Origin of the sequence: Achromobacter sp. 77 (genome assembly GCF_020541125.1) — a bacterium.
Taxonomy (GTDB): Bacteria; Pseudomonadota; Gammaproteobacteria; order Burkholderiales; family Burkholderiaceae_B; genus Achromobacter; species Achromobacter mucicolens.
Genome location: NZ_CP059848.1, coordinates 4,488,757 through 4,511,959, shown reverse-complemented (window position 1 = coordinate 4,511,959; position 23,203 = coordinate 4,488,757). Strand labels below are relative to the sequence as shown.

Annotated in this window: 21 protein-coding genes; 5 read left to right on the top strand and 16 right to left on the bottom strand. The window is 67.6% G+C overall.

Translation table 11 applies throughout. The features are described from left to right. Positions 1-16: 16 nt before the first annotated feature. From H4P35_RS20965 to urtA, 7 genes are all read right to left on the bottom strand, one after another. Positions 17-622 carry a phosphatase PAP2 family protein gene (locus H4P35_RS20965; RefSeq protein WP_226846820.1) on the bottom strand — a complete coding sequence of 202 codons (606 nt, stop codon included), beginning with the start codon at positions 620-622 and terminating at the stop codon, positions 17-19. 91 nt (positions 623-713) lie between these two features. Continuing rightward, the gene (gene arsC, locus H4P35_RS20960) at positions 714-1,142 is read right to left on the bottom strand and encodes an arsenate reductase (glutaredoxin) (protein WP_056326445.1); all 429 of its coding nucleotides are present in this window, start codon (positions 1,140-1,142) and stop codon (positions 714-716) included. Positions 1,143-1,266: 124 nt separating this feature from the next. Then, positions 1,267-1,965, bottom strand: a complete 699-nt coding sequence (gene urtE, locus H4P35_RS20955) for an urea ABC transporter ATP-binding subunit UrtE (RefSeq protein WP_175155154.1) — start codon at positions 1,963-1,965, stop codon at positions 1,267-1,269. Between the two features lie 2 nt (positions 1,966-1,967). Continuing rightward, on the bottom strand, positions 1,968-2,807 hold the full coding sequence (urtD, locus tag H4P35_RS20950) for an urea ABC transporter ATP-binding protein UrtD (protein ID WP_226846810.1): 840 nt from the start codon (positions 2,805-2,807) through the stop codon (positions 1,968-1,970). After that, positions 2,804-3,931 (bottom strand): urea ABC transporter permease subunit UrtC, encoded by a 1,128-nt coding sequence (gene urtC / locus H4P35_RS20945; protein WP_217618362.1) that lies wholly within the window; start codon positions 3,929-3,931, stop codon positions 2,804-2,806. Before urtC ends, urtD begins: the two co-directional genes overlap by 4 nt. Next, complete coding sequence (gene urtB / locus H4P35_RS20940) at positions 3,928-5,559, bottom strand: urea ABC transporter permease subunit UrtB (RefSeq protein WP_226846803.1); 1,632 nt, start codon at positions 5,557-5,559, stop codon at positions 3,928-3,930. The genes urtC and urtB overlap by 4 nt, the downstream gene beginning before the upstream one ends. Before the next feature lie 25 nt (positions 5,560-5,584). Then, complete coding sequence (gene urtA / locus H4P35_RS20935) at positions 5,585-6,838, bottom strand: urea ABC transporter substrate-binding protein (protein ID WP_063952076.1); 1,254 nt, start codon at positions 6,836-6,838, stop codon at positions 5,585-5,587. A 369-nt stretch (positions 6,839-7,207) separates the two neighbouring features. Between urtA and atzF the strand changes: the two genes are divergently transcribed. From atzF to H4P35_RS20920, 3 genes are read left to right on the top strand one after another with little or no spacing between them, the layout of a single operon-like run. Then, entirely contained in the window at positions 7,208-9,046 is a 1,839-nt protein-coding gene (gene atzF, locus H4P35_RS20930) for an allophanate hydrolase (protein ID WP_226846801.1), read from the top strand. Between the two features lie 26 nt (positions 9,047-9,072). Continuing rightward, complete coding sequence (gene uca, locus H4P35_RS20925) at positions 9,073-12,711, top strand: urea carboxylase (protein ID WP_226846799.1); 3,639 nt, start codon at positions 9,073-9,075, stop codon at positions 12,709-12,711. Further along, on the top strand, positions 12,708-13,436 hold the full coding sequence (locus H4P35_RS20920; protein WP_180098225.1) for a GntR family transcriptional regulator: 729 nt from the start codon (positions 12,708-12,710) through the stop codon (positions 13,434-13,436). Before uca ends, H4P35_RS20920 begins: the two co-directional genes overlap by 4 nt. Before the next feature lie 33 nt (positions 13,437-13,469). On the opposite strand, the gene H4P35_RS20915 is transcribed toward H4P35_RS20920, so the two are convergent. The 4 genes from H4P35_RS20915 to H4P35_RS20900 form a co-directional block, all read right to left on the bottom strand. Continuing rightward, positions 13,470-14,285, bottom strand: a complete 816-nt coding sequence (locus H4P35_RS20915; protein ID WP_175235002.1) for an anti-sigma factor — start codon at positions 14,283-14,285, stop codon at positions 13,470-13,472. Further along, positions 14,282-14,812 carry an RNA polymerase sigma factor gene (locus H4P35_RS20910; RefSeq protein ID WP_180098043.1) on the bottom strand — a complete coding sequence of 177 codons (531 nt, stop codon included), beginning with the start codon at positions 14,810-14,812 and terminating at the stop codon, positions 14,282-14,284. The genes H4P35_RS20915 and H4P35_RS20910 overlap by 4 nt, the downstream gene beginning before the upstream one ends. Positions 14,813-14,836: 24 nt before the next feature. Then, positions 14,837-15,205, bottom strand: a complete 369-nt coding sequence (locus tag H4P35_RS20905; RefSeq protein ID WP_062838716.1) for a hypothetical protein — start codon at positions 15,203-15,205, stop codon at positions 14,837-14,839. Positions 15,206-15,308: 103 nt separating this feature from the next. After that, a complete protein-coding gene (locus H4P35_RS20900) occupies positions 15,309-15,773 on the bottom strand; it encodes a GNAT family N-acetyltransferase (protein ID WP_180098045.1) in 465 nt (154 codons plus the stop codon). A gap of 252 nt (positions 15,774-16,025) precedes the next feature. Between H4P35_RS20900 and H4P35_RS20895 the strand changes: the two genes are divergently transcribed. Both H4P35_RS20895 and H4P35_RS20890 read left to right on the top strand, forming a co-directional pair. After that, the gene (locus H4P35_RS20895) at positions 16,026-16,301 is read left to right on the top strand and encodes a helix-turn-helix domain-containing protein (RefSeq protein WP_226846797.1); all 276 of its coding nucleotides are present in this window, start codon (positions 16,026-16,028) and stop codon (positions 16,299-16,301) included. After that, entirely contained in the window at positions 16,298-17,572 is a 1,275-nt protein-coding gene (locus H4P35_RS20890) for a type II toxin-antitoxin system HipA family toxin (protein ID WP_226846795.1), read from the top strand. The genes H4P35_RS20895 and H4P35_RS20890 overlap by 4 nt, the downstream gene beginning before the upstream one ends. On the opposite strand, the gene H4P35_RS20885 is transcribed toward H4P35_RS20890, so the two are convergent. The 5 genes from H4P35_RS20885 to H4P35_RS20865 form a co-directional block, all read right to left on the bottom strand. After that, positions 17,556-18,953 (bottom strand): DUF1501 domain-containing protein, encoded by a 1,398-nt coding sequence (locus tag H4P35_RS20885; protein ID WP_226846793.1) that lies wholly within the window; start codon positions 18,951-18,953, stop codon positions 17,556-17,558. The genes H4P35_RS20890 and H4P35_RS20885 overlap by 17 nt on opposite strands. Further along, positions 18,950-20,500 carry a DUF1800 family protein gene (locus tag H4P35_RS20880; RefSeq protein WP_226846791.1) on the bottom strand — a complete coding sequence of 517 codons (1,551 nt, stop codon included), beginning with the start codon at positions 20,498-20,500 and terminating at the stop codon, positions 18,950-18,952. The genes H4P35_RS20885 and H4P35_RS20880 overlap by 4 nt, the downstream gene beginning before the upstream one ends. A gap of 119 nt (positions 20,501-20,619) precedes the next feature. Beyond that, entirely contained in the window at positions 20,620-21,324 is a 705-nt protein-coding gene (locus H4P35_RS20875; RefSeq protein WP_062838720.1) for an SDR family oxidoreductase, read from the bottom strand. Between the two features lie 80 nt (positions 21,325-21,404). Then, positions 21,405-22,721, bottom strand: a complete 1,317-nt coding sequence (locus H4P35_RS20870) for a sorbosone dehydrogenase family protein (protein WP_226846789.1) — start codon at positions 22,719-22,721, stop codon at positions 21,405-21,407. A gap of 48 nt (positions 22,722-22,769) precedes the next feature. Beyond that, on the bottom strand, positions 22,770-23,198 hold the full coding sequence (locus H4P35_RS20865; protein ID WP_226846787.1) for a universal stress protein: 429 nt from the start codon (positions 23,196-23,198) through the stop codon (positions 22,770-22,772). Positions 23,199-23,203 lie beyond the last annotated feature (5 nt).

Genomic DNA, 23,203 nt, shown 5'->3' with positions numbered 1-23,203 from the left:
GCTGTCGCGGCCCCCGTTACGCCCGGATCCATCCGCGCGCAATCGGCAGGGCCAGCACCTTGCGGTACACCGCCTGCGCCACGCCCGTCAGCGGTTCGCCCGCGCGTTGCCACACCGGCACCGTGATGGCCGCAGCCAGGGGCGCCAGCAGCAACCCGCCCGCGATATCCAGCGGGAAATGCACGCCCAGATACACGCGCGACGTCCCCACCAGCAAGGCGCCCGCCAACGCGAGCCAGCCCCATCCCGCCCAGCGCCGGTCCAGGATCAGCGCGAAGGCGAAGGCGGCGATGATGATCGTGTGATTGCTGGGGAACGACGATGTGGGCTTGTGCGCGAAAAAGACGTGGCCCAGGCCGATCACGAAGGGACGCGGATGCGGCCATAGCGCGCCGCACACGTAGCTGAGCCCCAGGGCCACGGCGACGCTGGCCAGCGCCTTGAGCATCAGGCTGCGCTGGGCTTGTCTGCCCCACAGCCACACGGCGGCCATGACGCCCGGAACCAGCAGGATGAGCTTGTTTGCCACCAGCATGGCGGCGTGGATCCGCCACGCGGGCGTGGCGGGGTCGGCATTGATCGAAAGAAAAAGGGACTGATTGAGGCTTTCCAGGAAATCCATGACACGTCATCGCGGCGTAATAATTCGGTTGCCGCGATGGTAATGACCGTACCCGTCAGTTCCCTTGCAAAGCGCTTCGATGCGGCCGTTTTTACTTCTGGATGCGATTGCCTTGCGCGTCGATGACGGGCTCGCCGCTTTCCTTGGCGAACGCGCCCTGCTGCGGGGACGGAAGAATGTCCAGCACCCCTTCGCATGGCCGGCAGAGCTTCGCGCCCAGCGGCGTCGACACAAACGGGCGGTTCAAAAGAATGGGATGCTGTTCAATCGCATCGAGCAGCGCGTCGTCCGACAGCGACGTGTCGTCCAGCCCCAGTTCCGCATACGGCGTGCCCTTTTCGCGCAGCGCATCGCGCACGCCGATGCCAGCCTGCTTGAACAGCGCCTTGAGCGTGTCGCGGGAAGGCGGGGTTTCCAGGTACAGCACGACCTGCGGCTCGATGCCTGCGTTGCGGATCAGGCCCAGCGTGTTGCGCGAGGTGCCGCACTTGGGGTTGTGGTAGATGGTGACGTCGGACATGAGAGCTCCTGTTCGGGTGTTGCGTAATGCCAATGCGCGATGCCAATGCGTGATGCAAATGCGCGCCAGCAGACCCGGAGCATAGTCCATCCGCGGCGCCAAACGATTAGCGCCGCGGCGCCCCTCAAACCGACAGATGCCGCCGCACGTCCTCGCCGTCGATCGTGTCGCGCCCGCCGCGGGCCACCACCTCGCCGCGCGACAGCACCACGAACTGGTCGGCCAATTCGCGCGCGAAGTCGAAATACTGTTCGCACAGCAGGATCGCGATGTCGCCGCGCTGGCGCAGCATGTGGATGACGCGCGCGATGTCCTTGATGATGGACGGCTGGATGCCTTCCGTGGGCTCATCCAGGATGATGAGCTTGGGCTCGGCCACCAACGCCCGCGCGATGGCCAGCTGCTGCTGTTGCCCGCCCGACAGGTCGCCGCCGCGCCGCGACAGCATGCTTTTCAGCACGGGAAAAAGCTCGAAGACTTCTTCCTTGATGCGGCGGGCCCGGGCCGCGGGTTGGGTCGCCATGCCCATCAGAATGTTCTCTTCGACCGTCAGCCGCGCAAAGATGTCGCGGCCCTGCGGCACATACGCCATGCCGCGCGCGGCGCGCTGGTGCGGCGCCAGGCGGGTGATGTCGGCGCCGTCGAACGTGATGCCGCCGCGCGCCACGGGCAACACGCCCATCACGCACTTGAGCAGCGTGGTCTTGCCCACGCCATTGCGGCCCAGCAGCGCCAGGCATTCGCCTTGGCGCACCGACAGCGACACCCCGCGCAGGGTGTGGCTGCCGCCGTAGTATTGGTCGATCGTGCTTACGTCCAGCATGTTCAGCGCCCCAGATAGACTTCGATCACGCGCGGGTCGGCCTGCACGCGGCTCATCGGCCCCTCGGCCAGCACGGACCCTTCGTGCAGCACGGTGACCTTGCCGTCGCCGGCGATCTGGTTGACGAAGTCCATGTCGTGTTCCACCACCATCAGGGAATGGCGGCCCCGCAGTTCGTTCAAGAGTTCGCCGGTGCGTTCGGTTTCGGCGTCGGTCATGCCCGCCACCGGTTCGTCCAGCAGCAACAGCTGCGGTTCCTGCATCAGCAGCATGCCGATCTCCAGCCACTGCTTCTGCCCGTGCGACAGCAGGCCCGCGGGGCGCCAGACCTCGGGCCGCAGCCGGATCAGGTCCAGTATTTCGCCGATCCGGTCGGCCTGTTCGCTGGTCAGCCGCGAGAACAGGGTGGGGCGCACGCGCTTGTCCGTCTTCATGGCCAGCTCCAGGTTCTCGAACACGGTGTGCTGCTCGAACACCGTGGGGCGCTGGAACTTGCGGCCGATGCCGGCGTGCGCGATCTGCGCCTCGCTCAGCGTGGTCAGGTCGATGCTCTGGCCAAAGTAGGCTGTGCCGGACGTGGGCCGCGTCTTGCCGGTGATCACGTCCATCATCGTGGTCTTGCCCGCGCCATTGGGGCCAATGATGCAGCGCAACTCGCCCACGCCGATGTCCAGCGTCAGGTCGTTCAGCGCCTTGAAGCCGTCGAAGCTGACCGTGATGCCTTCCAGGTACAGGATCGCGCCGTGGCTGGTGTCCAGGCCCTTGGGGCTGACGCGGCCGTAGCCGGCGTCGCCGCTGGGGCCGCCGTCCAGCATGGCCGATTCGGTGTGCGTGGTGGTCATGCCTTCTTCTCCTGGATGCGGGCCGCGATGCGGCGGGCAAGACCGACGATGCCGGTGGGCAGGAACAGGGTCACCAGCACGAAGATGAGGCCCAGCGCGTACAGCCAGTATTCCGGCAGCACGCTGGTGAACCAGGTCTTCAGTCCGTTGACGGCGCCCGCGCCGATGATGGGGCCGATCAGCGTGCCGCGCCCGCCCGTGGCCACCCAGATCACCATTTCGATGGAGTTCTCGGTGGACATTTCGCCCGGGTTGATGATGCCCACCTGCGGCACGTACAGCGCGCCCGCGATGCCGCACAGCACGGCCGACAGCGTCCACACGAACAGCTTGAAGCCCAGCGGGTCGTAGCCGATGAAGCGCACGCGGCTCTCGGCGTCGCGCACGGCGGTCAGCACGCGGCCCAGCTTGCTTTGCGTGACCGCGCGCGCCAGGATCAGCGCGCCCGCCAGCGCCGCAAGCGTCACCCAGTAAAGCGTGGCGCGCGTGCCCGGCGCGGTGATGTCAAAGCCCAGGATGCGCTTGAAGTCGGTAAAGCCGTTGTTGCCGCCAAAGCCCGTGTCGTTGCGAAAGAACAGCAGCATCGCGGCAAAGGTCAGCGCCTGCGTGATGATCGAGAAGTACACGCCCTTGATGCGCGAACGGAACGCAAAGTAGCCGAACACGAAGGCCAGCACGCCGGGCACCAGCACCACCAGCAGCATCGCGTACCAGAAGTGCTCGGTGAAAGACCAGTACCAGGGGTAGGTCTTCCAGTCCAGGAACACCATGAAGTCGGGCAGGTCGCTCTGGTAGACGCCGTCGCGGCCGATGGCGCGCATCAGGTACATGCCGTGCGCATAGCCGCCCAGCGCGAAGAACAGGCCATGGCCCAGCGACAGGATGCCCGCATAGCCCCACACCAGGTCCAGCGCCAGCGCCGCCATGGCGTAGCACATGAACTTGCCGAGCAAAGCCACGGCATAGGCCGACACGTGCAGCGTATGGCCCGGCGGAAACCACAGATTCATCAGCGGCAGGAGGGCCAGCAGGACAACACCCGCAGCCAGCGCGGCCCACACCCGGCTCGAGAAGAGCGGGCGGCGCGCCAGCAGGTTCAGGTCGGTCAGCGCGGTCTGTTTCATTCGACGCTCCGGCCCTTGGGGGCGAACAGGCCTTGCGGCCGCTTTTGGACGAACAGCACGATGAGCACCAGGATGGTGATCTTGGCCATGACAGCTCCCGCGTAAGGCTCCAGGAATTTATTCACGCCGCCCAGGCCCAGCGCGGCGATGACCGTGCCGGCCAGCTGGCCCACGCCGCCCAGCACCACCACCATGAACGAGTCCACGATGTAGCCGCGGCCCAGGTCGGGCCCCACGTTGCCCAGTTGCGAGAGCGCCACGCCCGCCAGCCCGGCGATGCCCGAGCCCAGGCCGAAGGCCAGCATGTCGATGCGGCCGGTCGGCACGCCCACGCAGTCGGCCATTCGCCGGTTCTGCGTGATGGCGCGCACAAAGAGGCCCAGCCGCGTGTGGTTCAAGAGCGCCCACACCAGAAAGACCACAAAGAATGCGAAGCCGATGATGACGATCCGGTTGTACGTCAGCACCAGCCCGCCCAGCACGGTCACGCCGCCGGACATCCAGCTGGGATTGCCGACCTCGACGTTCTGCGCGCCGAAGAGCGACCGCACGCCCTGCATCAGCATCAGACTGATGCCCCAGGTGGCCAGCAGCGTCTCCAGCGGACGGCCATACAGCCAGCGGATCACGGTGCGCTCCAGCGCCATGCCGACCAGCGCCGTCACGACGAACGCGAGCGGCAGGGCGGCCACCACATACCAGTCCAGCCAGCCCGGCAGCCACGCGCGAAAGAGCGTCTGCACGACATACGTCACGTAGGCGCCAATCATCAGCAGCTCGCCGTGCGCCATGTTGATGACGCCCATCAGGCCGAAGGTGATGGCAAGACCCAGCGCTGCCAGCAGCAGGACGCTGCCCAGGCTGACGCCGTAAAACAGATTGCCGGCCCATTCGATCGTGGCCAGGTGCCGGTCGATCTGCTTGAGGGCCGTGGCCGCCGCCTCGCGCACGCCGGCGTCGGGCTCCGCATACGTGCCGTCGCGCTCCTGCGTCAGGGCGGCCAGCGTGGGCCGGAAGGCGGCGTTTCGGGTGTCGCCCAGCACCTGCACCGCGTGGCGGCGCTTTGCGGGGTCTTCGCTTTTCAATTCCAGATTGGCCTGCGCGATCAGCAGCGCATCGCGCACGGCCTCGTTCTTTTCCGCCGCCAGCGCTTTTTCCAGCATGGGCAGGCGCGCGGGGTCGCCCGTCTGCTGCAGCCGCCGGGCCGCGGCGAGCCGTTCGTTGGCGTCGTCGGAGAACAGACGCGATCCCGCCAGCGCGGCCTCGATGGCGCGGCGTAGACGGTTGTTGATGGAAATCGTGCCCGCATCCGCAGGCAGGTCCACGGCCGTGCCCGTGGCGGGGTCGATGGCGCGCGTGCCGCTCTTGCCGATCAGCACGCGGCCGTCGGCGGTGGCGTAGAGCTGGTCGCTACCCAGCGCCTGCAGCACCGCCGCGGCGCCCGGATCGGGCAGTTGGCCCAGCGCGGCAATCGCTTGCAGCCTGGCGTCGGTGTCGTCGCCGGCCAGCGGCGCAAGCAGGGTCTGGTCCACGCCGGCGGCGGCCGCGGGTGCGGCCAGCGCCGGCACGGCCAGCAGCCATGCCAGAAGGAAACGACGCAAGAAGTGTGCGATTGCCGCGATGCGCATGGCTGCCTTTTCCTTGATGTTGAGACTAAAGGCCTTGCTTGCCTTCGTTGCCCGGGATGTACGGGCTCCACGGCTGGGCACGGATCGGGCCCTTGCTCTTCCAGACCACGCTGAACTGGCCGTCCGCCTTGATCTCACCGATGTAGACGGGCTTGTGCAGGTGGTGGTTGGTCTTGTCCATCTCGATGGTGTAGCCGTCCGGCGCGTTGAACTTCTGGCCGCCCATCGCCGCGATCACCTTGTCGACGTCGGTCGTCTTGGCCTGTTCGACGGCCTGCTTCCACATGTGGATGCCGATGTAGGTGGCTTCCATCGGATCGTTCGTCACGACGGTGTTGGCGTTGGGCAGGTTCTTGGCCTTGGCGTAGGCCTTCCACTTGGCAATGAACGCGTCGTTGACGGGGTTCTTGACGGACTGGAAGTAGTTCCAGGCGGCCAGGTGGCCAACCAGCGGCTTGGTGTCCACGCCGCGCAGTTCCTCTTCGCCCACCGAGAACGCGACGACCGGCACGTCGGTGGCCTTCAGCCCCGCGTTGCCCAGTTCCTTGTAGAAGGGCACGTTCGAGTCACCGTTGATCGTGGAGATGACCGCGGTCTTGCCGCCGGTGGCGAACTTCTTGATGTTGGCGACGATGGTCTGGTAGTCGGAATGGCCGAACGGGGTGTAGACCTCGTCGATGTCGCTGTCCTTCACGCCCTTGGAATGCAGGAAGGCGCGCAGGATCTTGTTGGTGGTGCGGGGGTAGACGTAGTCGGTGCCCAGCAGCACGAAACGCTTGGCGCCGCCGCCGTCTTCGCTCATCAGGTATTCGACGGCGGGAATGGCTTGCTGGTTGGGCGCGGCGCCCGTGTAGAACACGTTCTTCTCCAGCTCTTCGCCTTCGTATTGCACGGGGTAGAACAGCAGGCCGTTCAGTTCCTTGAACACCGGCAGCACCGACTTGCGCGATACCGAGGTCCAGCAGCCGAAGACCACGGCCACCTTGTCCTGCGACAGTAGCTGGCGCGACTTCTCGGCGAACAGCGGCCAGTTCGACGCGGGGTCGACGACCACGGCTTCGAGCTTCTTGCCCATCACGCCGCCGTTGGCGTTGATCTCGTCGATGGTCATCAGGGCCACGTCCTTGAGCGACGTTTCCGAGATGGCCATGGTGCCCGAGAGCGAATGCAGGATGCCGACCTTGATGGTGTCCTCGGCGGCGTGAACCTGCGGCATCCATCCGGTCATGGCCAACAGGCTCACGGCGGTCAGTTGCTTAAGGGCTAGTCTGCGTTTCATGGTGGCTCCTGGATGGAATAGGCCGGCCGGGCCGGCGAGAACGTTCAGAAAAAGCAGTCGCACAGGAGTCAAAAGCAAAACGTGTGCCAAGTGCTGGCAACGCTGCACGCTGCTGTATGAAGGGGGTGGGTTTACGCGAAGACGCGTGGCGGCCGGGGCGTGGCGCGCGTGCGATCAGAACGGTGCCGTCTGCACAAAACCGGTGCGCGATGCGCCCGATCCCGGTGCGGCGCGTGCCCCGATGCTGGAACCGGCATCGGCGGCTTGCGGGCGGTCTGGCCGCGCGTCAGAGGGAAAGCGACGCGCGCGGCCAACATGGCACGCAGATTGCTTGGGAATCCGTACTTGTATACAAGAAAGGATTCCAGCATGAATGCCGCAGCAACGCAGAAGCAACCCGCCGGTTGGACCATCGCGCAATGGCAGGCCGCCTATCGCGGCGGGGCGCAGCCCGAGGCGCTGTTGGCCGGCTACGCCGCCGAGCCCGGCGGCGCCGCAGACAAGGACAACGCCTGGATCCGGCGCGTGGACCGCATTCAGCTCGATGAGCAGCTCGACGGCCTGCGTCTCTTGCTGGCCGCGGCGGGCGGCGACATCTCGCGCCTGCCGCTGTATGGCGTGCCGTTTGCCATCAAGGACAACATCGATGCGGCGGGCTGGCCCACCACCGCGGCGTGCCCCGCGTTCGCCTACACGCCGCAAGAAGACGCGACCGTCGTGCGCCGCCTGCGCGCAGCCGGCGCCATCCTTATCGGCAAGACCAATCTGGACCAGTTTGCGACCGGCCTGGTGGGCACGCGCTCGCCGCACGGCGCCGTGGCCAACACGTTCAATCCCGATTACGTAAGCGGCGGCTCCAGTTCGGGCTCAGCGTCGGTGGTTGCGCGCGGCATCGCGGCGTTCTCGTTGGGCACGGATACGGCGGGCTCGGGCCGCGTGCCGGCGGGCTTCAACAATATCGTCGGGCTCAAGCCCACCAAGGGCTGGCTCAGCACCGCGGGCGTGGTGCCGGCGTGCCGCACGCTGGACTGCGTGTCGATCTTCGCGCTGACCGTGGACGACGCCGACAAGGTTGCGCAGGTGGCCGGCGGGTATGACGACGCCGATCCCTATTCGCGCAGCGTGCCGGCGGGCGCGGCGCGCCCGTGGCCCAAGGCGCCGCGGCTGGCCGTGCCGGCGTCGCTGGAATTCTTTGGCGACACGCAAGCCGCCGCCGTGTTCGAGGACGCCGTGCGCGCGCTGCGCGCCGATGGCGCCCAGGTCGAAGCCATCGACTTCGCGCCGTTCAGCGAACTGGCGGCATTGCTGTACCAGGGACCGTGGGTGGCCGAACGCTTTGCCGCGGTCCAGGCGTTGTGGAACGAGGACCCCGACGCCATCAATCCGGTCGTGCGCGGCATCGTCGAGCAGGCCGCGAACTACAGCGCGCTGGACGCGTTCAAGGCCGAGTACCGCCGCGCCGAGCTGACCCGCCAGATTCACCGCGCGCTCGAAGGCTTTGACGCGCTGGTCGTGCCGACCTCGCCGTCCATCTACACGATCGCCCAGCTGGAAGCGGACCCCGTCACGCTCAATTCCCGCCTGGGCGTCTACACCAACTTCGCCAATCTGGCCGACCTGTCCGCGCTGGCGGTGCCCGCCGGCATGCGCGCCGATGGCCTGCCCTCGGGCATCACGCTGATCGGATTGGCGTGGCAGGATCGCGCGCTGGCGCAGTTCGGCAGGCAATGGCAGGCGCGCCGCGGACTGCCGCTGGGCGCGACGGGCGCGCCGCTGCCTGCGCTGGCGGCCGATGGCGCGCCGTCCGCGGACACCGTGCGCGTCGCGGTGGTGGGCGCCCACCTGACCGGCATGCCGCTGAATCATCAGCTCACCTCGCGCCACGCGGTGTTCGTGGAGAAGACCTCAACGGCTGGCGACTACCGGCTCTTCGCGCTGGCCAACACCACGCCGCCCAAGCCGGGCCTGGTGAAGATGGACAGCGGCGCTGCCATCGAAGTCGAGCTGTGGGACGTGCCCGTGACGGCCTTTGGCGCGTTCGTGGCCGAGATTCCCGCGCCGCTGGGCATCGGCACGCTGGAGCTGGCCGACGGGCGCCTGGTCAAGGGCTTCATCTGCGAACCGCGCGGCCTGGACGGGGCGCGGGACATCACCGAATTCGGCGGCTGGCGCGCCTACCTGGCCAGCCTGAACGCCGCCACCCGATAACCCGCCTCACCCCAGGGAGTCGCATCGTGTTCGATACCGTTCTGATTGCAAACCGCGGCGAGATCGCCGTCCGCGCCATCCGCACCCTCAAGCGGCTGGGCATCCGCAGCGTGGCCGTCTATTCCGATCCGGACCGCAATGCCGCGCATGTGCGCGAGGCCGACGTGGCCGTGGCGCTGGGCGGTGAGAAGGCCGCCGACAGCTACCTGCGCATGGATCTGTTGCTGGAGGCGGCGCGCGCGCACGGCGCGCAGGCGATCTACCCCGGCTACGGCTTTCTGTCCGAGAGCGCCGACTTCGCCGAAGCCTGCGAGGCCGCCGGCATTGCCTTCGTCGGCCCCACGCCGCTGCAGATTCGCGAATTCGGCCTGAAGCACCGATCGCGCGAACTGGCGGCTGACGCGGGCGTGCCGATGACGCCGGGCACCGGTCTCTTGTCCAGCCTGGGCGAGGCGCTGTCGCAGGCCGAACGCATCGGCTATCCGGTCATGCTGAAAAGCACGGCGGGCGGCGGCGGCATCGGCTTGTCGCGCTGCGAGAACGAGGCGGAACTGACCGTCGCGTTCGACAGCGTGCAGCGCATGGGCGAACACTTCTTTCGCGACGGCGGTGCGTTCATCGAGCGCTATGTGGACAACGCGCGGCATGTGGAGGTGCAGATCTTTGGCGACGGCGCGGGCCGCGTGCTGGCGCTGGGCGAACGCGACTGCTCGGTGCAGCGCCGCAACCAGAAGGTCATCGAGGAAACCCCGGCGCCGTTGCTGCCTGCCGCCACGCGCGCCGCGCTGCTGGATGCCGCCGTCAAGCTGGGTGAATCCGTGAACTACCGTTCGGCCGGCACGGTGGAGTTCATCTACGATCCGGCGCGCGACAGCTTCTACTTCCTGGAAGTCAACACGCGGCTGCAGGTCGAGCACCCGGTGACCGAGGCCGTGACCGGTCTGGACCTGGTGGAGTGCATGCTGCGCGTTGCCGCGGGCGAGCCGCTGGATTACGCCGCCATGTCGCGCGCCCCGCAAGGCGCGTCGATCGAAGTGCGCCTGTACGCCGAGGATCCGCTGCGCCAGTTCCAGCCATCGCCCGGCGTGCTGACCGACGTGTCGTTCCCGGACGGCGTGCGGGTCGATGGCTGGGTCGAGACCGGCACCGACGTGCCCGCGTTCTACGACCCGATGCTGGCCAAGCTGATCGTGCATGCGGAAACGCGCGAGGCCGCGCTGGACAAGCTGGCCGACGCGCTGGCGCGCACGCGCCTGCACGGCATTGCGACCAACCTGGATTACCTGCGCCAGATCGTGGCCGATGCGCGCTTTCGCGCCGGCCAGCTGTCCACGCGGTTTCTGGAAGGCTTTGCGTACCGCCCCGCGGCCATCGAGGTCCTCGAAGCGGGCACCTACACCAGCGTGCAGGACTATCCCGGCCGCGCGGGCTACTGGGACATCGGCGTGCCGCCCTCCGGCCCCATGGACGATTACGCGTTTCGCGTGGCCAACCGCATCGTTGGCAACGCGCCGGACGCGGCCGGCATCGAGACCACGCTGATCGGCCCGACGCTGCGCTTTCACGGCGATGCCGTCGTGGCGCTGACGGGCGCGGCGTGCGCGGCCACGCTGGATGGCGAGCCGGTGCCGATGTGGCAGCCCATCTTTGTCACTTCCGGACAGGTGCTGGCCACCGGCCGCGCGCTGTCCGGCTGCCGCAGCTACCTGGCGGTGCGCAACGGGCTGGACGTGCCGGTGTACCTGGGCAGCCGGTCCACCTTTGCGCTGGGCCAGTTTGGCGGCCATGCCGGCCGCACGCTGCGCGTGGGCGACATGCTGCCCGTCGTGCGTCCCGAACTGGCGGGCGCCACGGCCGCGCCGCCCGAGACGCTGCCGCAGGCCGCACCCGCCGCGCTGATCCCCGAATACGGCAACACCTGGGAGATCGGCGTGCTGTACGGCCCGCATGGCGCGCCCGACTTTTTTCAGCCCGACGCCATCGACGCCTTCTTTGCGGCCGACTGGGAGGTGCACTACAACTCCAATCGCCTGGGTGTCCGGCTGATCGGTCCCAAGCCCACGTGGGCGCGGGAAAACGGCGGCGAGGCCGGCCTGCATCCGTCCAACATCCACGATTGCGAATACGCAATTGGCAGCATCAATTTCACCGGCGACAGTCCCGTGATCCTGACGCGCGACGGCCCCAGCCTGGGCGGCTTCGTGTGTCCCGTCACCATCGCGCGTGCCGAGCTGTGGAAGGTGGGGCAGGTCAAGCCCGGCGACCGCATCCGCTTCGTGCGCATCGATTACCCGCAGGCCGTGGCACTGGAAGCCGCGCAGGACCGCCGCATCGCCGAACTGGCGCCCGCGGCGCCCGCCGCGACCGAGCCCGCACCCGTGCCGGCGACGGTCTCGGAGACCATCATCGCCGCGCTGCCCGCCGACGGGGCGCGCCCGTCGGTGTCGTACCGGCAAGCCGGCGACGGCTATCTGCTGCTGGAATACGGCGACAACGTGCTGGACCTGGCGCTGCGCATGCGCATCCACCTGCTGATGGAAGCGCTCAATGCGGATCCGGTTGACGGCGTGCTGGAGCTGTCGCCCGGCGTGCGCTCGCTGCAGATCCGCTACGACAGCCGCGTCATCCTGCAGGGCGCGCTGATTGCGAAGCTGCTGGAGATCGAACAAGGGCTGGCCGATGTGGCCACGCTGAAGGTGCCCACGCGCGTCGTGTACCTGCCGATGGCCTTCGAGGATTCCGCCACGCTGGGCGCGGTGCAGCGCTATCAGGAAACGGTGCGCGCCAGCGCGCCCTGGCTGCCGAACAACGTCGACTTCATCCAGCGCATCAACGGGCTGGACGCGCGCGACGAGGTGCGCCGCATTGTTTTTGACGCCAGCTATCTCATCATGGGCCTGGGCGACGTGTATCTGGGCGCGCCGTGCGCGGTGCCCATCGACCCGCGTCACCGCCTGCTGACGTCCAAGTACAACCCCGCGCGCACCTTCACCGCCGAAGGCACGGTGGGCATCGGGGGGGTGTACATGTGCATCTACGGCATGGACTCGCCCGGGGGCTATCAACTCGTGGGCCGCACGCTGCCCATCTGGAACAAGTTCCTGAAGAACCCGGTGTTCCAGGACGGCAAGCCGTGGCTGCTGCGGTTCTTCGACCAGGTGCGCTTCTATCCCGTCACCGAGGCGGAACTGGATGTCCTGCGCGAGGACTTCCGCGAAGGCCGTGCCACCGTCCGCATCGAGGAAGAAGTGTTCGACTTCGCCGCGCATCGCCGCTTCCTGGCCGAGCAGGCGGACAGCATCGCCGCCTTCCAGGCGCGCCAGAAGACGGCGTTCGATGCCGAAGTGGCGCTCTGGAAGACCGAGGACGTGGCGGCCGAACCGCCTGCCGCCGAACCCGAGGCCGAGACCGTGCTGCGCGAAGGCGAGCGGCTGGTCAGCGCCGACATGTGCGGCAACATCTGGAAGATTCCGGTCCAGGTGGGGCAGAGCGTGTCGGCCGGCGACACGCTGGTGGTGGTCGAGGCCATGAAGATGGAGCTGTCCGTCATCGCGCCGGCGTCGGGCACGGTGTCCGCCATCCGCTGCGTGCCCGGCAAGCCCGTCAACGCGGGCGATCCGCTGGTCGTGATCACCGAAGACGCCACGTGCGTCGTGACCGGATGATGCGGCTGGAAGCCGTCCAGGCCGGGCCCGCCCTCCGCCCCGCGCCGGCCCTTGCCGGCTCGCTGGCCGATCAGGTCTACCAGCGCATCAAGGATGACCTGTTCGGCTTTCGGATGCTGCCCGGCGAACGCTTCACCGAGGCCGACCTGGTGGCGCGCCTGGGCGTGAGCCGCACCCCGGTTCGGCTGGGCCTGGCGCGGCTGGAACGCGAAGGCTTCGTGTTGGCCCGGCCGCGCAGCGGCTGGCAGGTGCGGCCGTTCGACTTCGAACGCTTCGAGGCGTTGTACGACGTGCGCGTGGTGCTGGAGCAGGCGGCCGTGGAAAAGCTGTGCGCCCGCGAACACATGGATCCGGCCGGCATTCTGGGCGCGCTGACGGACGTCTGGCTGGTGCCGGCGCCGCAGCGCATCCTGGACGGCCGGCTGGTGGCGCAGCTGGATGAAGCTTTCCACTGCTCGCTGGTGGCCGCGGCAGGCAATCCGGAGATGGCGCAGATCCACCGCGACGTCACGGAGAAGATCCGCATCGTCAGGCGGCTGGACTTCACCAAGGACTTCCGCGTGGACGCCACCTACGACGAACACGCGGCCATCCTGCGGGCGATCCTGGCGCGCCGGGCGGAGGAGGCCGCGCGCATGCTGCGGTCGCACATCGACATGAGCAAGGCCGAGGTGCGCAAGATCACGCTGCACATGCTGCACGAGGCGCGCGCCAGCGCGGGCTGAGCGGCAGCCCGCAGGTCACCGCCCACCGCTCGCCTAGCCCTGCAACTGGCGGTAGACCTCTTGCGACACGCGCTGCAGTTCGTCGCGGCTGACGGCGCCCGAGAGCGCGTAGCCGAACTCGCCTTCGACCCAATAGAACACCCGCACGGGGCCTTCCTGCGTGAACTGGAAGGCGGTCTGTCCGCCCGCAGCTTCGCGGGTGACGTACAGCGTCAGGCGCTGGCCATCGGCCGCGCCATACATGAACTGCGCCACCGGACCGGCGCCGCCCGGCAGCAGCCGTCCGCCGATGAGTTCATAACCCGTTTTCGACAGCGACGGCGCGCGCATCGGCGCGCCCATTCGCTTGGTCAGCCACGTCACCAGCGCCTTCTCGTTTTCGCCGCTGACTTCGACGGGCCGGCCCATGTCGGGCGCATACACCGCGTGGGCGATGGCGGCGCGTTGGGCATAGCCGCCAGCCGCCCGCTCCGGGCTGGCGGTGGCCAGCACCGTCTGCAGATGGCGCGCATCCACGGCGCCGCGCAGCATCCAGGCCGCGCTGGCGCTGACCACGGCGACGGCCACGCTGGCCGCCAACGCGCGCCACGGCCAGGTCCGAGCCGGCGCGCGCAGCGGCAAGCGCAAGGGAAGGGGTTCGTCCAGCACGGGGTCCAGCAGGGCGTGCAGCGCGCGGCGCTGCGCCTGCCACTCGTCCACCCGGGTCTGGTCCTGCGGGTGCGCGGCCAGGAATGCGGCCACTTCCGCGCGGCGCGTGGCGGACAACTGGCCGTCGGCATAGCCATGCAGGTCGGCTTCCGTGATGGGCGTGCCCGCGGCGGGAACCGGATGGAGGCGTTTGTCGGTCATGGCATTTCACGCGGGGAGGGAACGGGCCGCAGCCGTCTGGCGGGTTCGCGGCCCTGCATCAGCGCGCCGAGCTTTTCGCGGGCGCGCGAGAGCCGCGACATGACGGTGCCGATCGGCACCGACAGGATGCGTGCGGTCTCCTGGTAGGACAGGTCTTCGACGGCGATCAGCAAGAGGACCTCGCGCTGCTCCGCCGGCAGAGCCAGCAGGCAGCGGTCCAGGTCCCGCACTTCGAGCTGGTCGGTCTGGGTGGCGCGCACTGGCGCATCGGGCAGGTCGCCGGGCGCCGTCTGGTCGGTGCGCCGGCCCGCGGCGCGCACGCCGTCGATGAAATGGTTGTGCATGATGCCGAACATCCAGGCACGCAGCTCGCCGCGCCGCTGCCAGCGGGAATAGCGGCTCCATGCGCGCTCCAGCGTGTCCTGCACCAGATCGTCGGCGCGATCCGGGTCGCCCGTCAGCCCGCGCGCATAGCGGCGCAGGCTGGGGATGCAGGCCAGGATCTGGGCTTCGTCTTCGGCGCGCATGGGCTGATCAGGCAGGTGTCCGGATCAGGGTTTGACGACGTGCCAGATTTCCTTGAAGTTGTCGCCAGTCTTGTCGCCCGGCTTGGTGTCCTTGGCGAACAGATACAGCGGCTTGCCCTTGAAGGCCCATTGCTTGCTGCCGTCGTCGCGGGTGATAACCGTCAGGTCGCCCATCGGCTTGGCGTCGGCGGCGGCCATGGCGGGCGGCCAGGCCTTCGCGCACGCGTCGACGCAGGCGCTCTTGCCCGCGGAGTCCTTGTCGAAGGTGTACAGCGTCATGCCGGCGCTATTGACCAGGATGCCGTCCTGGGTCTTGACGGCCTGGGCGTGGGCGCCGGCCGAGAACAGGGCGGCGCAGGCGAGAGCCAGGGCCGCGGCGGTGTGTTTGCGCATGGTGTGCCTCGTAGGTGGGGAGGATTGTGGGGGACTGCCCTCTACGGACGCCAGCCGGAGCCGCTTTATTCCCGCGGTCCGGAAAAAATGTGCCGCAAAGGGCTCAACCACCCGGCCGGACGGCGCCGGGGTCATACCGCATTTCGTGCTCCAGCTCGGTCTCCATGACAGGGGTAAAGCCCAACGCCTCGTACAGCCGCCGGGCGGGATTGCCTTTCAGGACGCTCAACGTGACGGGCGCCCCTTCCTGGTCCGCGCGGTCCAGCACGCCGGCCACCAGCCGGCGGCCCAGCCCCTGGCCCTGAAAATCCGGATCGATCTGGATCTGCACGATGCGCCAGCCGGCGGCATCGCGGTAATGCTTGAACAGCCCCGCGGGCCGCCCGCCCAGCCAGACGATCTGGGCGTCATCGAAGTGGTACTGGATGCGCGCCAGGTGCCCGGCATCGTCCAGCGACACGCCTGCACGCTCCAGATGCGCCGTCATCGTGCGCTTGCGCAGGGCCAGCAGGAACGGCACGTCTTCTTCGGTGGCGGGCTGGAGCGCCAGATCGGGAGGCAAGTTCATGGTGCGATGCGCAAGGACCGTGGAAACGCGCGCGCCGCCGAATGGCGGAGCGGGGTGTCTGAGGTTATAGATCGGAAGTGGGGGGGACGCTAGCCGTTGCGCGGCGGCGCGCCAGGCGCCGGGGTTATTTGGTCCTGGAATGTTCCGATGCGAGGGAAGGGGTGTGAAATGGGTAGTACGCTTCACAAACGTGCCCATTAGCGATAAATTGATACCTATACTTCACATTTCCGGTGACCTATGACTGCTGACATGAAGGACCCGCTGATTGGCGCGCTGGTCAAGGCCCGGCGGGACCGCAAGTACACCCAGGCGCGTCTCGCCGAGCTGGCAGGCATCAGCCGACGGGCACTGGTAGCCATCGAAGGCGGTGGCGATTGCAATGTCTCGACGTTGCGCCGCCTTATGCGCGTCCTGGACCTGGAGTTGAAGGTCGTCCCGGCAGAATACGCGCCGCCCACGCTGGAAGACGTGTTCGCCGAAAATGAAATGGCGTATCGCCGCTCGCGCGAAGGGCGTGAATCATGACGTTGGATATCTACGTACAGGAGACGAAGGTAGGGGTGCTGGACCAAACCGGCATCACTTCCTTCGTGTTTACCTATTTGCCCGATACGCCCAGAGAGTTGGCCGTCTCGTTACTGATGCCTCCGCGCACGGAAAGCTGGACAAGCCCGTTTCTGTTTCCTGTGTTTCAGGTCTCGTTGCCCGAAGGGGCATTGCGGCAAACACTCGAACGGTTCTTCGCCAAGAACTTTTCGAGTTTTGGCGACATGGAGTTGTTGTCGATTGTTGGCGAGAACCTGATAGGACAGCTCAAAGCCGTGCCTGCAGGCGGCAAGCCTTCGCGAAGAAGCGTCCACGAGTCGCTGCAAAGCCTGTTGTCGTCGGACTTGAAAGGCATCGTGCGCCATTACTTGGGCGAGGACCGTCACGGCCCGGGTGTGTCCGGAGGATTTTTGAAGTTCCTCGCCCGCAGTCCTGTCGGCGAGGATGGCGTCAAGCGCACCATCGCCGTCGACCAGTGGATCGTCAAATTGAATGATCCCGATCGCGCAGATATCGTTTTGATGGAACATTTTGGGATGATGGCGGCGCGAGAGATGGGACTTAACGTGCCCGAAACCCATCTTGCGTCGGACTTCAGCCGCCTCTTGGTTAGACGTTTTGATGTTGATGCCGCGGGAAAAGCGCTTGGCTTTGAGGATATGTGCGCACTGACCGGCCAGCCGGCCCGGGATAAGTTCAGTGGCTCTGCAGAGCGTATCGTGCGGACCATCCGCGCGTTTTGTCCTGGACTTGCGGGACAACTTGCTTGCGATCAGTTCTATGCGCAGTACCTGCTGGCCGCGTCCATCAGAAACGGCGATGCGCACCTGAAGAATTTTGGACTGTTGTACGAACCCGGCGCGATACCCACGTTGGCCCCCGTATATGACATGTTGACGATGTCGGTGTACGCGCCTCGCGATAACCACGGCGACGCCAACGACGGCATGGCGCTTACGCTGGGAGGAACGAAGCGATGGCCAACCGCCGACGCCTTGAAGCGGTTAGGCTTGGTCTGCGACGTTTCGTCTGCAAGACAGAATCACTGGCGAAAGCATCTTGGCGCGGCGCTGCTCAAGACCGCTGATTGCGCGGAGGCGTTCGTGTCCGTCAATCAAGATCAGGAGGCGGTGCGCAATATTGGCCGGATGCTCGAGCTCTGGTCGTATGGCATGAAACCGGTGGATGAGGCGGTTGCGAAGAAGCTGGTGCAATGCGCTTACTCTCTTGCTCCTAAGCTTCAGACTTGACCGGCGCAGACGTCAACATCCCCAACGGCTCCGGCCCGAAGTGCCGCAGGTTCGGAAACACCGTGCGCAGATCGTCCCGGCTGGCGCCGAACCAGGCGCCCAAATCCGCGCCCAGCTGATCCACTGCTGTCGTGGGCAGCAGGCGGCCGTTGTCCACGAATCCCGGGCCGTTCAGTGCGATTTCCGGGTGGGCGCCGTAGCAGCGCCCGCCGTTGACCGCGCCGCCCAGCACGAAGTGGTGCCCGCCCCAGCCGTGGTCCGAGCCGTTGCCGTTGGATCCCAGCGTGCGGCCGAATTCGGAGGCCGTGAAGGTGGTGACCTGATCGGCCACGCCCATGTCCGACAGGGCGTTCTGGAATGCCGCCAGCGCCTGGCCCAGTTCCTTCAACAACGCCGGGTGCGTGTCGGACAGGCCCGTGTGGTTGTCATAGCCGTTCTGCGAGACGAAGAACACCTGCCGCCGCGCGCCCAGCGTGTCGCGGGCCGCGATGATGCGCGCCACGATGCGCAGCTGCTGCGCGAGCGGCGACGAAAAGTCGCCGGGCACGGCGACGTCGGCCAAGGCGGCGCGCAGGCGCGTGTCGGCTGAGATGGACTGGGTGGCGATGCGCGACATCTCGCGCTCCATCAGGTGTTCGCGCCGCTCGGTGATCAGTTCGCGCAGCAGGGCGGTGCAGGCGCTGGAGCCATACATGTCGCGATGCAGCAGGTCGATCTGCGTGGAACCGTTGATGCCCACGCGATAGCCCGCTACCTTGCGGCCGGCCAGCAGCACCGTGCTGCCGCCCGCCGTGATGCCGGTGAAGGTGCGGTGTGCGTTCGCGCCCGCGAAAAGATCGGTCAGCCGGCCCGCCCAGCCCGAGGACGCGCCCTCGGGCGCCAGCGCCTGCCAGACCGACTGCTGGTCGTTGTGCGAGAACAGCTTGGGCGGCAGCGGCACGCGCGCGCCGATGTATTCGGCCTTGGTGGTGGGCACGATCAGCGGACCGACGTTCAGTAGCGCGGCCAGCTCGCCGCGTTCGTACAGCGGGGCCAGCGGCGCCAGCGCGGGGGCCAGGGCGAACTGCATGCCGCCCTGCGTGTCCGCCTTGCCGCGCAGCACGGTGGCGCGCAGCGCGTCGCGCGGCAGCGCGATGTCGCCGCGCGCGGCGGCGTAGGCGCGATACGACGACGGATCGTAGGGGACCAGCGTGTTGTACGGATCGTTGCCGCCGTACAGGAAGACGCAGACCAACGCCTTGTATGCGGGCGGGGCGGATTGCGCCGCGGCGGCGCCGATCGCGGCCAGGTTCAGCGCCAGCGGAGCGGCGCCGCGGGTTGCGCCCAGCGCCATGGCGCGCAGGAGAAAGTTGCGGCGGTCGAGGCCTTGGCGGTCTGTCATTTCTGCACCAGGTATTCCGGGGTGGCGGCCACCAGCATGATGGCGGCGCGGACTCGGTCGCGCGGGCGGTCCGGCGGCAACGTGGCCACGGCCTTGGCAATGGTGGCCGCCGTGCGCGCGCTGAAGGCGTCGCCCGCCAGCAGCAGCACCACGCGCGCCACCAGCGCCTCGGGGTCCTTGGCCAGCGCGATCTCGGGTGTGTAGGCGGTCTGCAGGTCCTCCCAACCGCGGTCCACGTAGATGGCCAGGAAATTCAAATAGCCCGCGATGCTGGTCTCGTCGGTGATCTGCAGCTCCGGCGCAACCAGGTGGCTGCGCGCAAGCTCGGTGACGGGCGGCACGTAGCGGGGCCGGAAGAAGTTGAACACCGACGGCGACCGCATCGGGCTCTGCGCCAGCCGGATCGTGTTGTCGGTGGTGTCGGGCATGGCCCATTCCCCGTTGGTCGAATCCGCCCCGAAGGCGCGGGCCCATCCCGAAAAGCGCAGGATCGGTTCGCGCACCTTGCCCCAATAGGGCGAGCTCAGGTCTGGCTGGCGCGCCTCCGGGTCCAGCAGGATCGCGCGCACCACGGCCTTCAGGTTGCCGCGCTGGCCCTTCCCGTCGTCATCGAACATGGCTGACACGCGGCCCACGTACGCCGGACTGGGATTGCTGGTCACCATGCGCTGGATGAGCTGCATGCCGATGAAGGGCCCCACGTTGGGATGGGCGCTGATGACCTCCATGGCGCGCTTGAGCGACAGGTGGCCATCCGTGCCGGGCGGGATGACCGCGCCCAGGAAGCGCTTCTCCGACATCGAGTGCAGCGCGTTGTTCAGCGCCATGGGGCGGCGGTGAAACTCCACGTCCGTTTCCGGGCCGTTGATGTCCCAGCCGGTAAAGACCTTGGCCAGCCCCTGCACGTCGGCATTGGTGTAGGTTTCCACGGGCGCGCCGTTGACGAGCTTGACCGTGCCGTCCTGCTCCAGCACCAGCAGGCCGATGCTGAACAGCTGCATCACCTCGCGCGCGTAGTTTTCGTCGGGATGGCGGCCCGTCCTGGGGTCTTCCTTGCGGTTGCCGCGATAGGTCAGCATGCAGCCCATCGACAGGTTCTGCGTCACCGCGGTCAGCAGGTCCTGGTAATTGCCCAGGGCGTGCCTGGCCAGCAGATCCATGAAACCGGCCGCGCCGAAGAGCGGCCACGACGCCGTGATGGCGGACACGCCGACGACGAAGATCTCCGACAGCGAAAACGCGACCCGCGTGCGCACCTGATCGGGCGCGCTGATGAACTTGCGCCACAGCGTGGATTCCAGCGGCGCATTGATGCCGTTGCCCTTGAAGGCCTCGGTGTTGCGGTTCTTCTGGAGCAGCCAGTCGAAATGCGTCTGCGATGGCGGCATGTCGAGCTGGGCGTCCAGCCAGGCGGCATAGCCGACCCGCACGACGGCGTCGATGTCGGCCGGCGTGGGGCCGAAGGTGGCCTGCGCCAGAAAGCGCGAGGCTTGGCCGGGAGTCGGGGGGGCGGACTGCGGCGCAGCCGCTGACGATGTAGCGGACATGCGCCAAACACCTCGTCGAATGTGAAAACCTACGGTACTAAAAGCCCGCCGGGGCCTTCAATACCGTCATTCGGACGAGGGACTACGCCAAACGCATGAGGCCGGCGATCCTGCGCGCGTCACACGGAGCGCGTGATGCCGCCGTCGATGCGGATGTTCTGGCCAGTGATGTAGGACGATGCGCTCGACGCCAGGAACGCGATCAGGTCCGCCACTTCCTGCGCCGTGCCGTAGCGGCCCATCGGGATGCGCACGCGGCGGTCTTCCTTTTCGGGCAGGCTGTCGATGAAGCCCGGGAGCACGTTGTTCATGCGCACGTTGTACTGCGCGTACTCGTCCGTGAACACCTTGGTGAAGGCGGCCAGCCCGGCGCGGAACACGCCCGACGTCGGAAACAGCGCTTCCGGCTCGAAGGTGGCGTAGGTGGAGATGTTGACGATGGCCCCGGATTGCTGCTGTTTCATCACCGGCGCCACCAGGCGGGTGATGCGCACCACGTTCAGCAGGTAGAACTCCATGCCCAGGTGCCAGTCGTCGTCGCTCAGTTCCAGCAGCGGGCCCTTGGGGCCGTGTCCGGCGCTATTGACCACCGCGTCCACGCGGCCCCACTTTTGCAGGGTGGCGTCCACCAGGCGCGACAGGTCTTCCGGCGAGCGGTTCGACCCGGTGACGCCCAGGCCGCCCAGTTCCTGCGCCAGTGCCGCGCCCTTGCCGGACGACGACAGGATGGCCACGCGGTATCCGTCCGCCGCCAGCTTGCGCGCCGCCGCCGCACCCATGCCGCTGCCGGCCGCCGTGAGGATCGCCACTTTTTCCGTGCTCATGCTCGCTCCAGTCTGGAATTCGGGATCGGCCATTGTAGGGGCGGGCAGGTGCTGCGCGCAGCACCTGCGCGGGGGCCCGTCTACGGTTTGGCGGCCACGCGCCAGACCACATTGCCAACGTCGTCCGCCACCAGCAGGCCGCCCTGCTTGTCGATCGCCACGCCCACCGGCCGGCCCTGCGCCTGGCCGTTCTCGTCCAGAAAGCCGGTGAGTACGTCCCTGGCCGGCCCGCCGGGCTGGTTCTGATCGAAGGGCACGAAGATCACCTTGTAGCCGCTGCGCGGATCGCGGTTCCACGAGCCGTGCTGGCCCACGAACATGCCGTGGGCATAGGGCTCGGGCAACGTGGTCCCGCCCGACCACGCCAGGCCGAGCGATGCGGTGTGCGGGCCCAGCGCGTAATCGGGCACGATGGCCTGCGCGACGAGATCGGGCCGCGGCGGCTGCACGCGCGTATCGACGTGCTGGCCGAAGTAGCTGTACGGCCAGCCATAGAAGCCGCCGTCGCGCACCGAGGTCATGTAGTCCGGCACGAGGTCGCTGCCCAGCTCGTCGCGCTCGTTGACGGCCGTCCACAGCGTCTTGCCGTCCGGCGCCCAGGCCATGCCGACCGGATTGCGCAGCCCCGTGGCGTAGCGCCGCTTTTGCCCGCTGGCCACGTCCAGCTCCCAAATGGCGGCGCGGCCTTCCTCGATGTCCATGCCGTTCTCGCCCACGTTGCTGTTGGACCCCACGGACACATACAGCCGGGAGCCGTCCGGGCTGGCGATGAGGTTCTTGGTCCAGTGGTGGTTCAGGCCGGCGGGCAGGTCGGTGACCTTGACGCCCGGCGCCGTGATGCGCGTCTGGCCCGGTTCGACGGGAAAGCGCACGACGGCGTCGGCATTCGCCACGTACAGCTGGTTGCCGACGAGCGCCATGCCGAACGGCGAATTCAATCCTTCCAGCAGCGTCGTGCGCGTTTCCGCCACGCCGTCGTGATCGGCATCGCGCAGCAGCGTGATTCGGTTTGCGCTGTCGGTCTTGGCGCCCGCGCGTTTCATTACCAGGCCGGCGGCCCATTGCTTGATGCCGCCCGGCGCGTCTTCGGGCTTGGGCGGCGCGTTGGTCTCGGCGACCAGCACGTCGCCATTGGGCAGCACGTACAGCCAGCGCGGATGATCCAGCCCGGCGGCGAACGCCGTCACGGTCAGGCCGTCCGCGGGCTGCGGCTGCGCGCCCGGTTTCCAGCCCACGGCCTTGGCCGTGTTCACCGTGGGGATGAGCGTGGTGCTGGGGGGCGGCAGCTGAGGCGCGGGCCCCATGCCGGCTTCGACGGGCAGCTTGGCGACCTCGCCGCAGGCGCTGAGCAACGTCAGCGCCAGGGCGGCCGCCAGCGCGAAACGCAGGTTGACCATGATGGGGACTCCAGGGCTTGCAAGTCGCCCCATCATACCCAGGCGGGCTTACTTCACCAGCGTGACCGGCACCTGCGCCAGCTGCACCACCTGATTGGCCACCGAGCCGATCAGGATGTTGGTCAGCTTGCCGTTGCCGCGCGTGCCCATGACGATGCGGGCGCAGCGGTGGTCCTGCGCATAGCCGGCGATTTCGGCGGGCGCGTTGCCAAAGACCACGTGGCTGACGTAGTCCACGCCGGCCGTGTCCAGCAGCTTGCGCGCGGCTTCCGTGGCTTCGCGGCCTTCGCGGGCATAGAAGTCGTCGATCATGTCCTGCGTGATCAGGCGCGACAACCCGGCGCGCCCGCGCGGCGGCGTCTGGATGTTGATGAGGTGGATGCGCGCGGATGTTGCGCCCTGCGCCAGGCGGCGGGCATAGTCGACGGCGCGGTCCGCGTTGTCGGAGCCGTCGACGGGAACCAGAATGTTCAGCATGGCGG

Bases quoted from the DNA above. Each gene is read 5' to 3' on its own strand.
- H4P35_RS20965 (WP_226846820.1), bottom strand. From the start codon at position 622: ATGGATTTCCTGGAAAGCCTCAATCAGTCCCTTTTTCTTTCGATCAAT.
- arsC (WP_056326445.1), bottom strand. From the start codon at position 1,142: ATGTCCGACGTCACCATCTACCACAACCCCAAGTGCGGCACCTCGCGC.
- urtE (WP_175155154.1), bottom strand. From the start codon at position 1,965: ATGCTGGACGTAAGCACGATCGACCAATACTACGGCGGCAGCCACACC.
- urtD (WP_226846810.1), bottom strand. From the start codon at position 2,807: ATGACCACCACGCACACCGAATCGGCCATGCTGGACGGCGGCCCCAGC.
- urtC (WP_217618362.1), bottom strand. From the start codon at position 3,931: ATGAAACAGACCGCGCTGACCGACCTGAACCTGCTGGCGCGCCGCCCG.
- urtB (WP_226846803.1), bottom strand. From the start codon at position 5,559: ATGCGCATCGCGGCAATCGCACACTTCTTGCGTCGTTTCCTTCTGGCA.
- urtA (WP_063952076.1), bottom strand. From the start codon at position 6,838: ATGAAACGCAGACTAGCCCTTAAGCAACTGACCGCCGTGAGCCTGTTG.
- atzF (WP_226846801.1), top strand. From the start codon at position 7,208: ATGAATGCCGCAGCAACGCAGAAGCAACCCGCCGGTTGGACCATCGCG.
- H4P35_RS20920 (WP_180098225.1), top strand. From the start codon at position 12,708: ATGATGCGGCTGGAAGCCGTCCAGGCCGGGCCCGCCCTCCGCCCCGCG.
- H4P35_RS20915 (WP_175235002.1), bottom strand. From the start codon at position 14,285: ATGACCGACAAACGCCTCCATCCGGTTCCCGCCGCGGGCACGCCCATC.
- H4P35_RS20910 (WP_180098043.1), bottom strand. From the start codon at position 14,812: ATGCGCGCCGAAGACGAAGCCCAGATCCTGGCCTGCATCCCCAGCCTG.
- H4P35_RS20905 (WP_062838716.1), bottom strand. From the start codon at position 15,205: ATGCGCAAACACACCGCCGCGGCCCTGGCTCTCGCCTGCGCCGCCCTG.
- H4P35_RS20900 (WP_180098045.1), bottom strand. From the start codon at position 15,773: ATGAACTTGCCTCCCGATCTGGCGCTCCAGCCCGCCACCGAAGAAGAC.
- H4P35_RS20895 (WP_226846797.1), top strand. From the start codon at position 16,026: ATGAAGGACCCGCTGATTGGCGCGCTGGTCAAGGCCCGGCGGGACCGC.
- H4P35_RS20890 (WP_226846795.1), top strand. From the start codon at position 16,298: ATGACGTTGGATATCTACGTACAGGAGACGAAGGTAGGGGTGCTGGAC.
- H4P35_RS20885 (WP_226846793.1), bottom strand. From the start codon at position 18,953: ATGACAGACCGCCAAGGCCTCGACCGCCGCAACTTTCTCCTGCGCGCC.
- H4P35_RS20880 (WP_226846791.1), bottom strand. From the start codon at position 20,500: ATGTCCGCTACATCGTCAGCGGCTGCGCCGCAGTCCGCCCCCCCGACT.
- H4P35_RS20875 (WP_062838720.1), bottom strand. From the start codon at position 21,324: ATGAGCACGGAAAAAGTGGCGATCCTCACGGCGGCCGGCAGCGGCATG.
- H4P35_RS20870 (WP_226846789.1), bottom strand. From the start codon at position 22,721: ATGGTCAACCTGCGTTTCGCGCTGGCGGCCGCCCTGGCGCTGACGTTG.
- H4P35_RS20865 (WP_226846787.1), bottom strand. From the start codon at position 23,198: ATGCTGAACATTCTGGTTCCCGTCGACGGCTCCGACAACGCGGACCGC.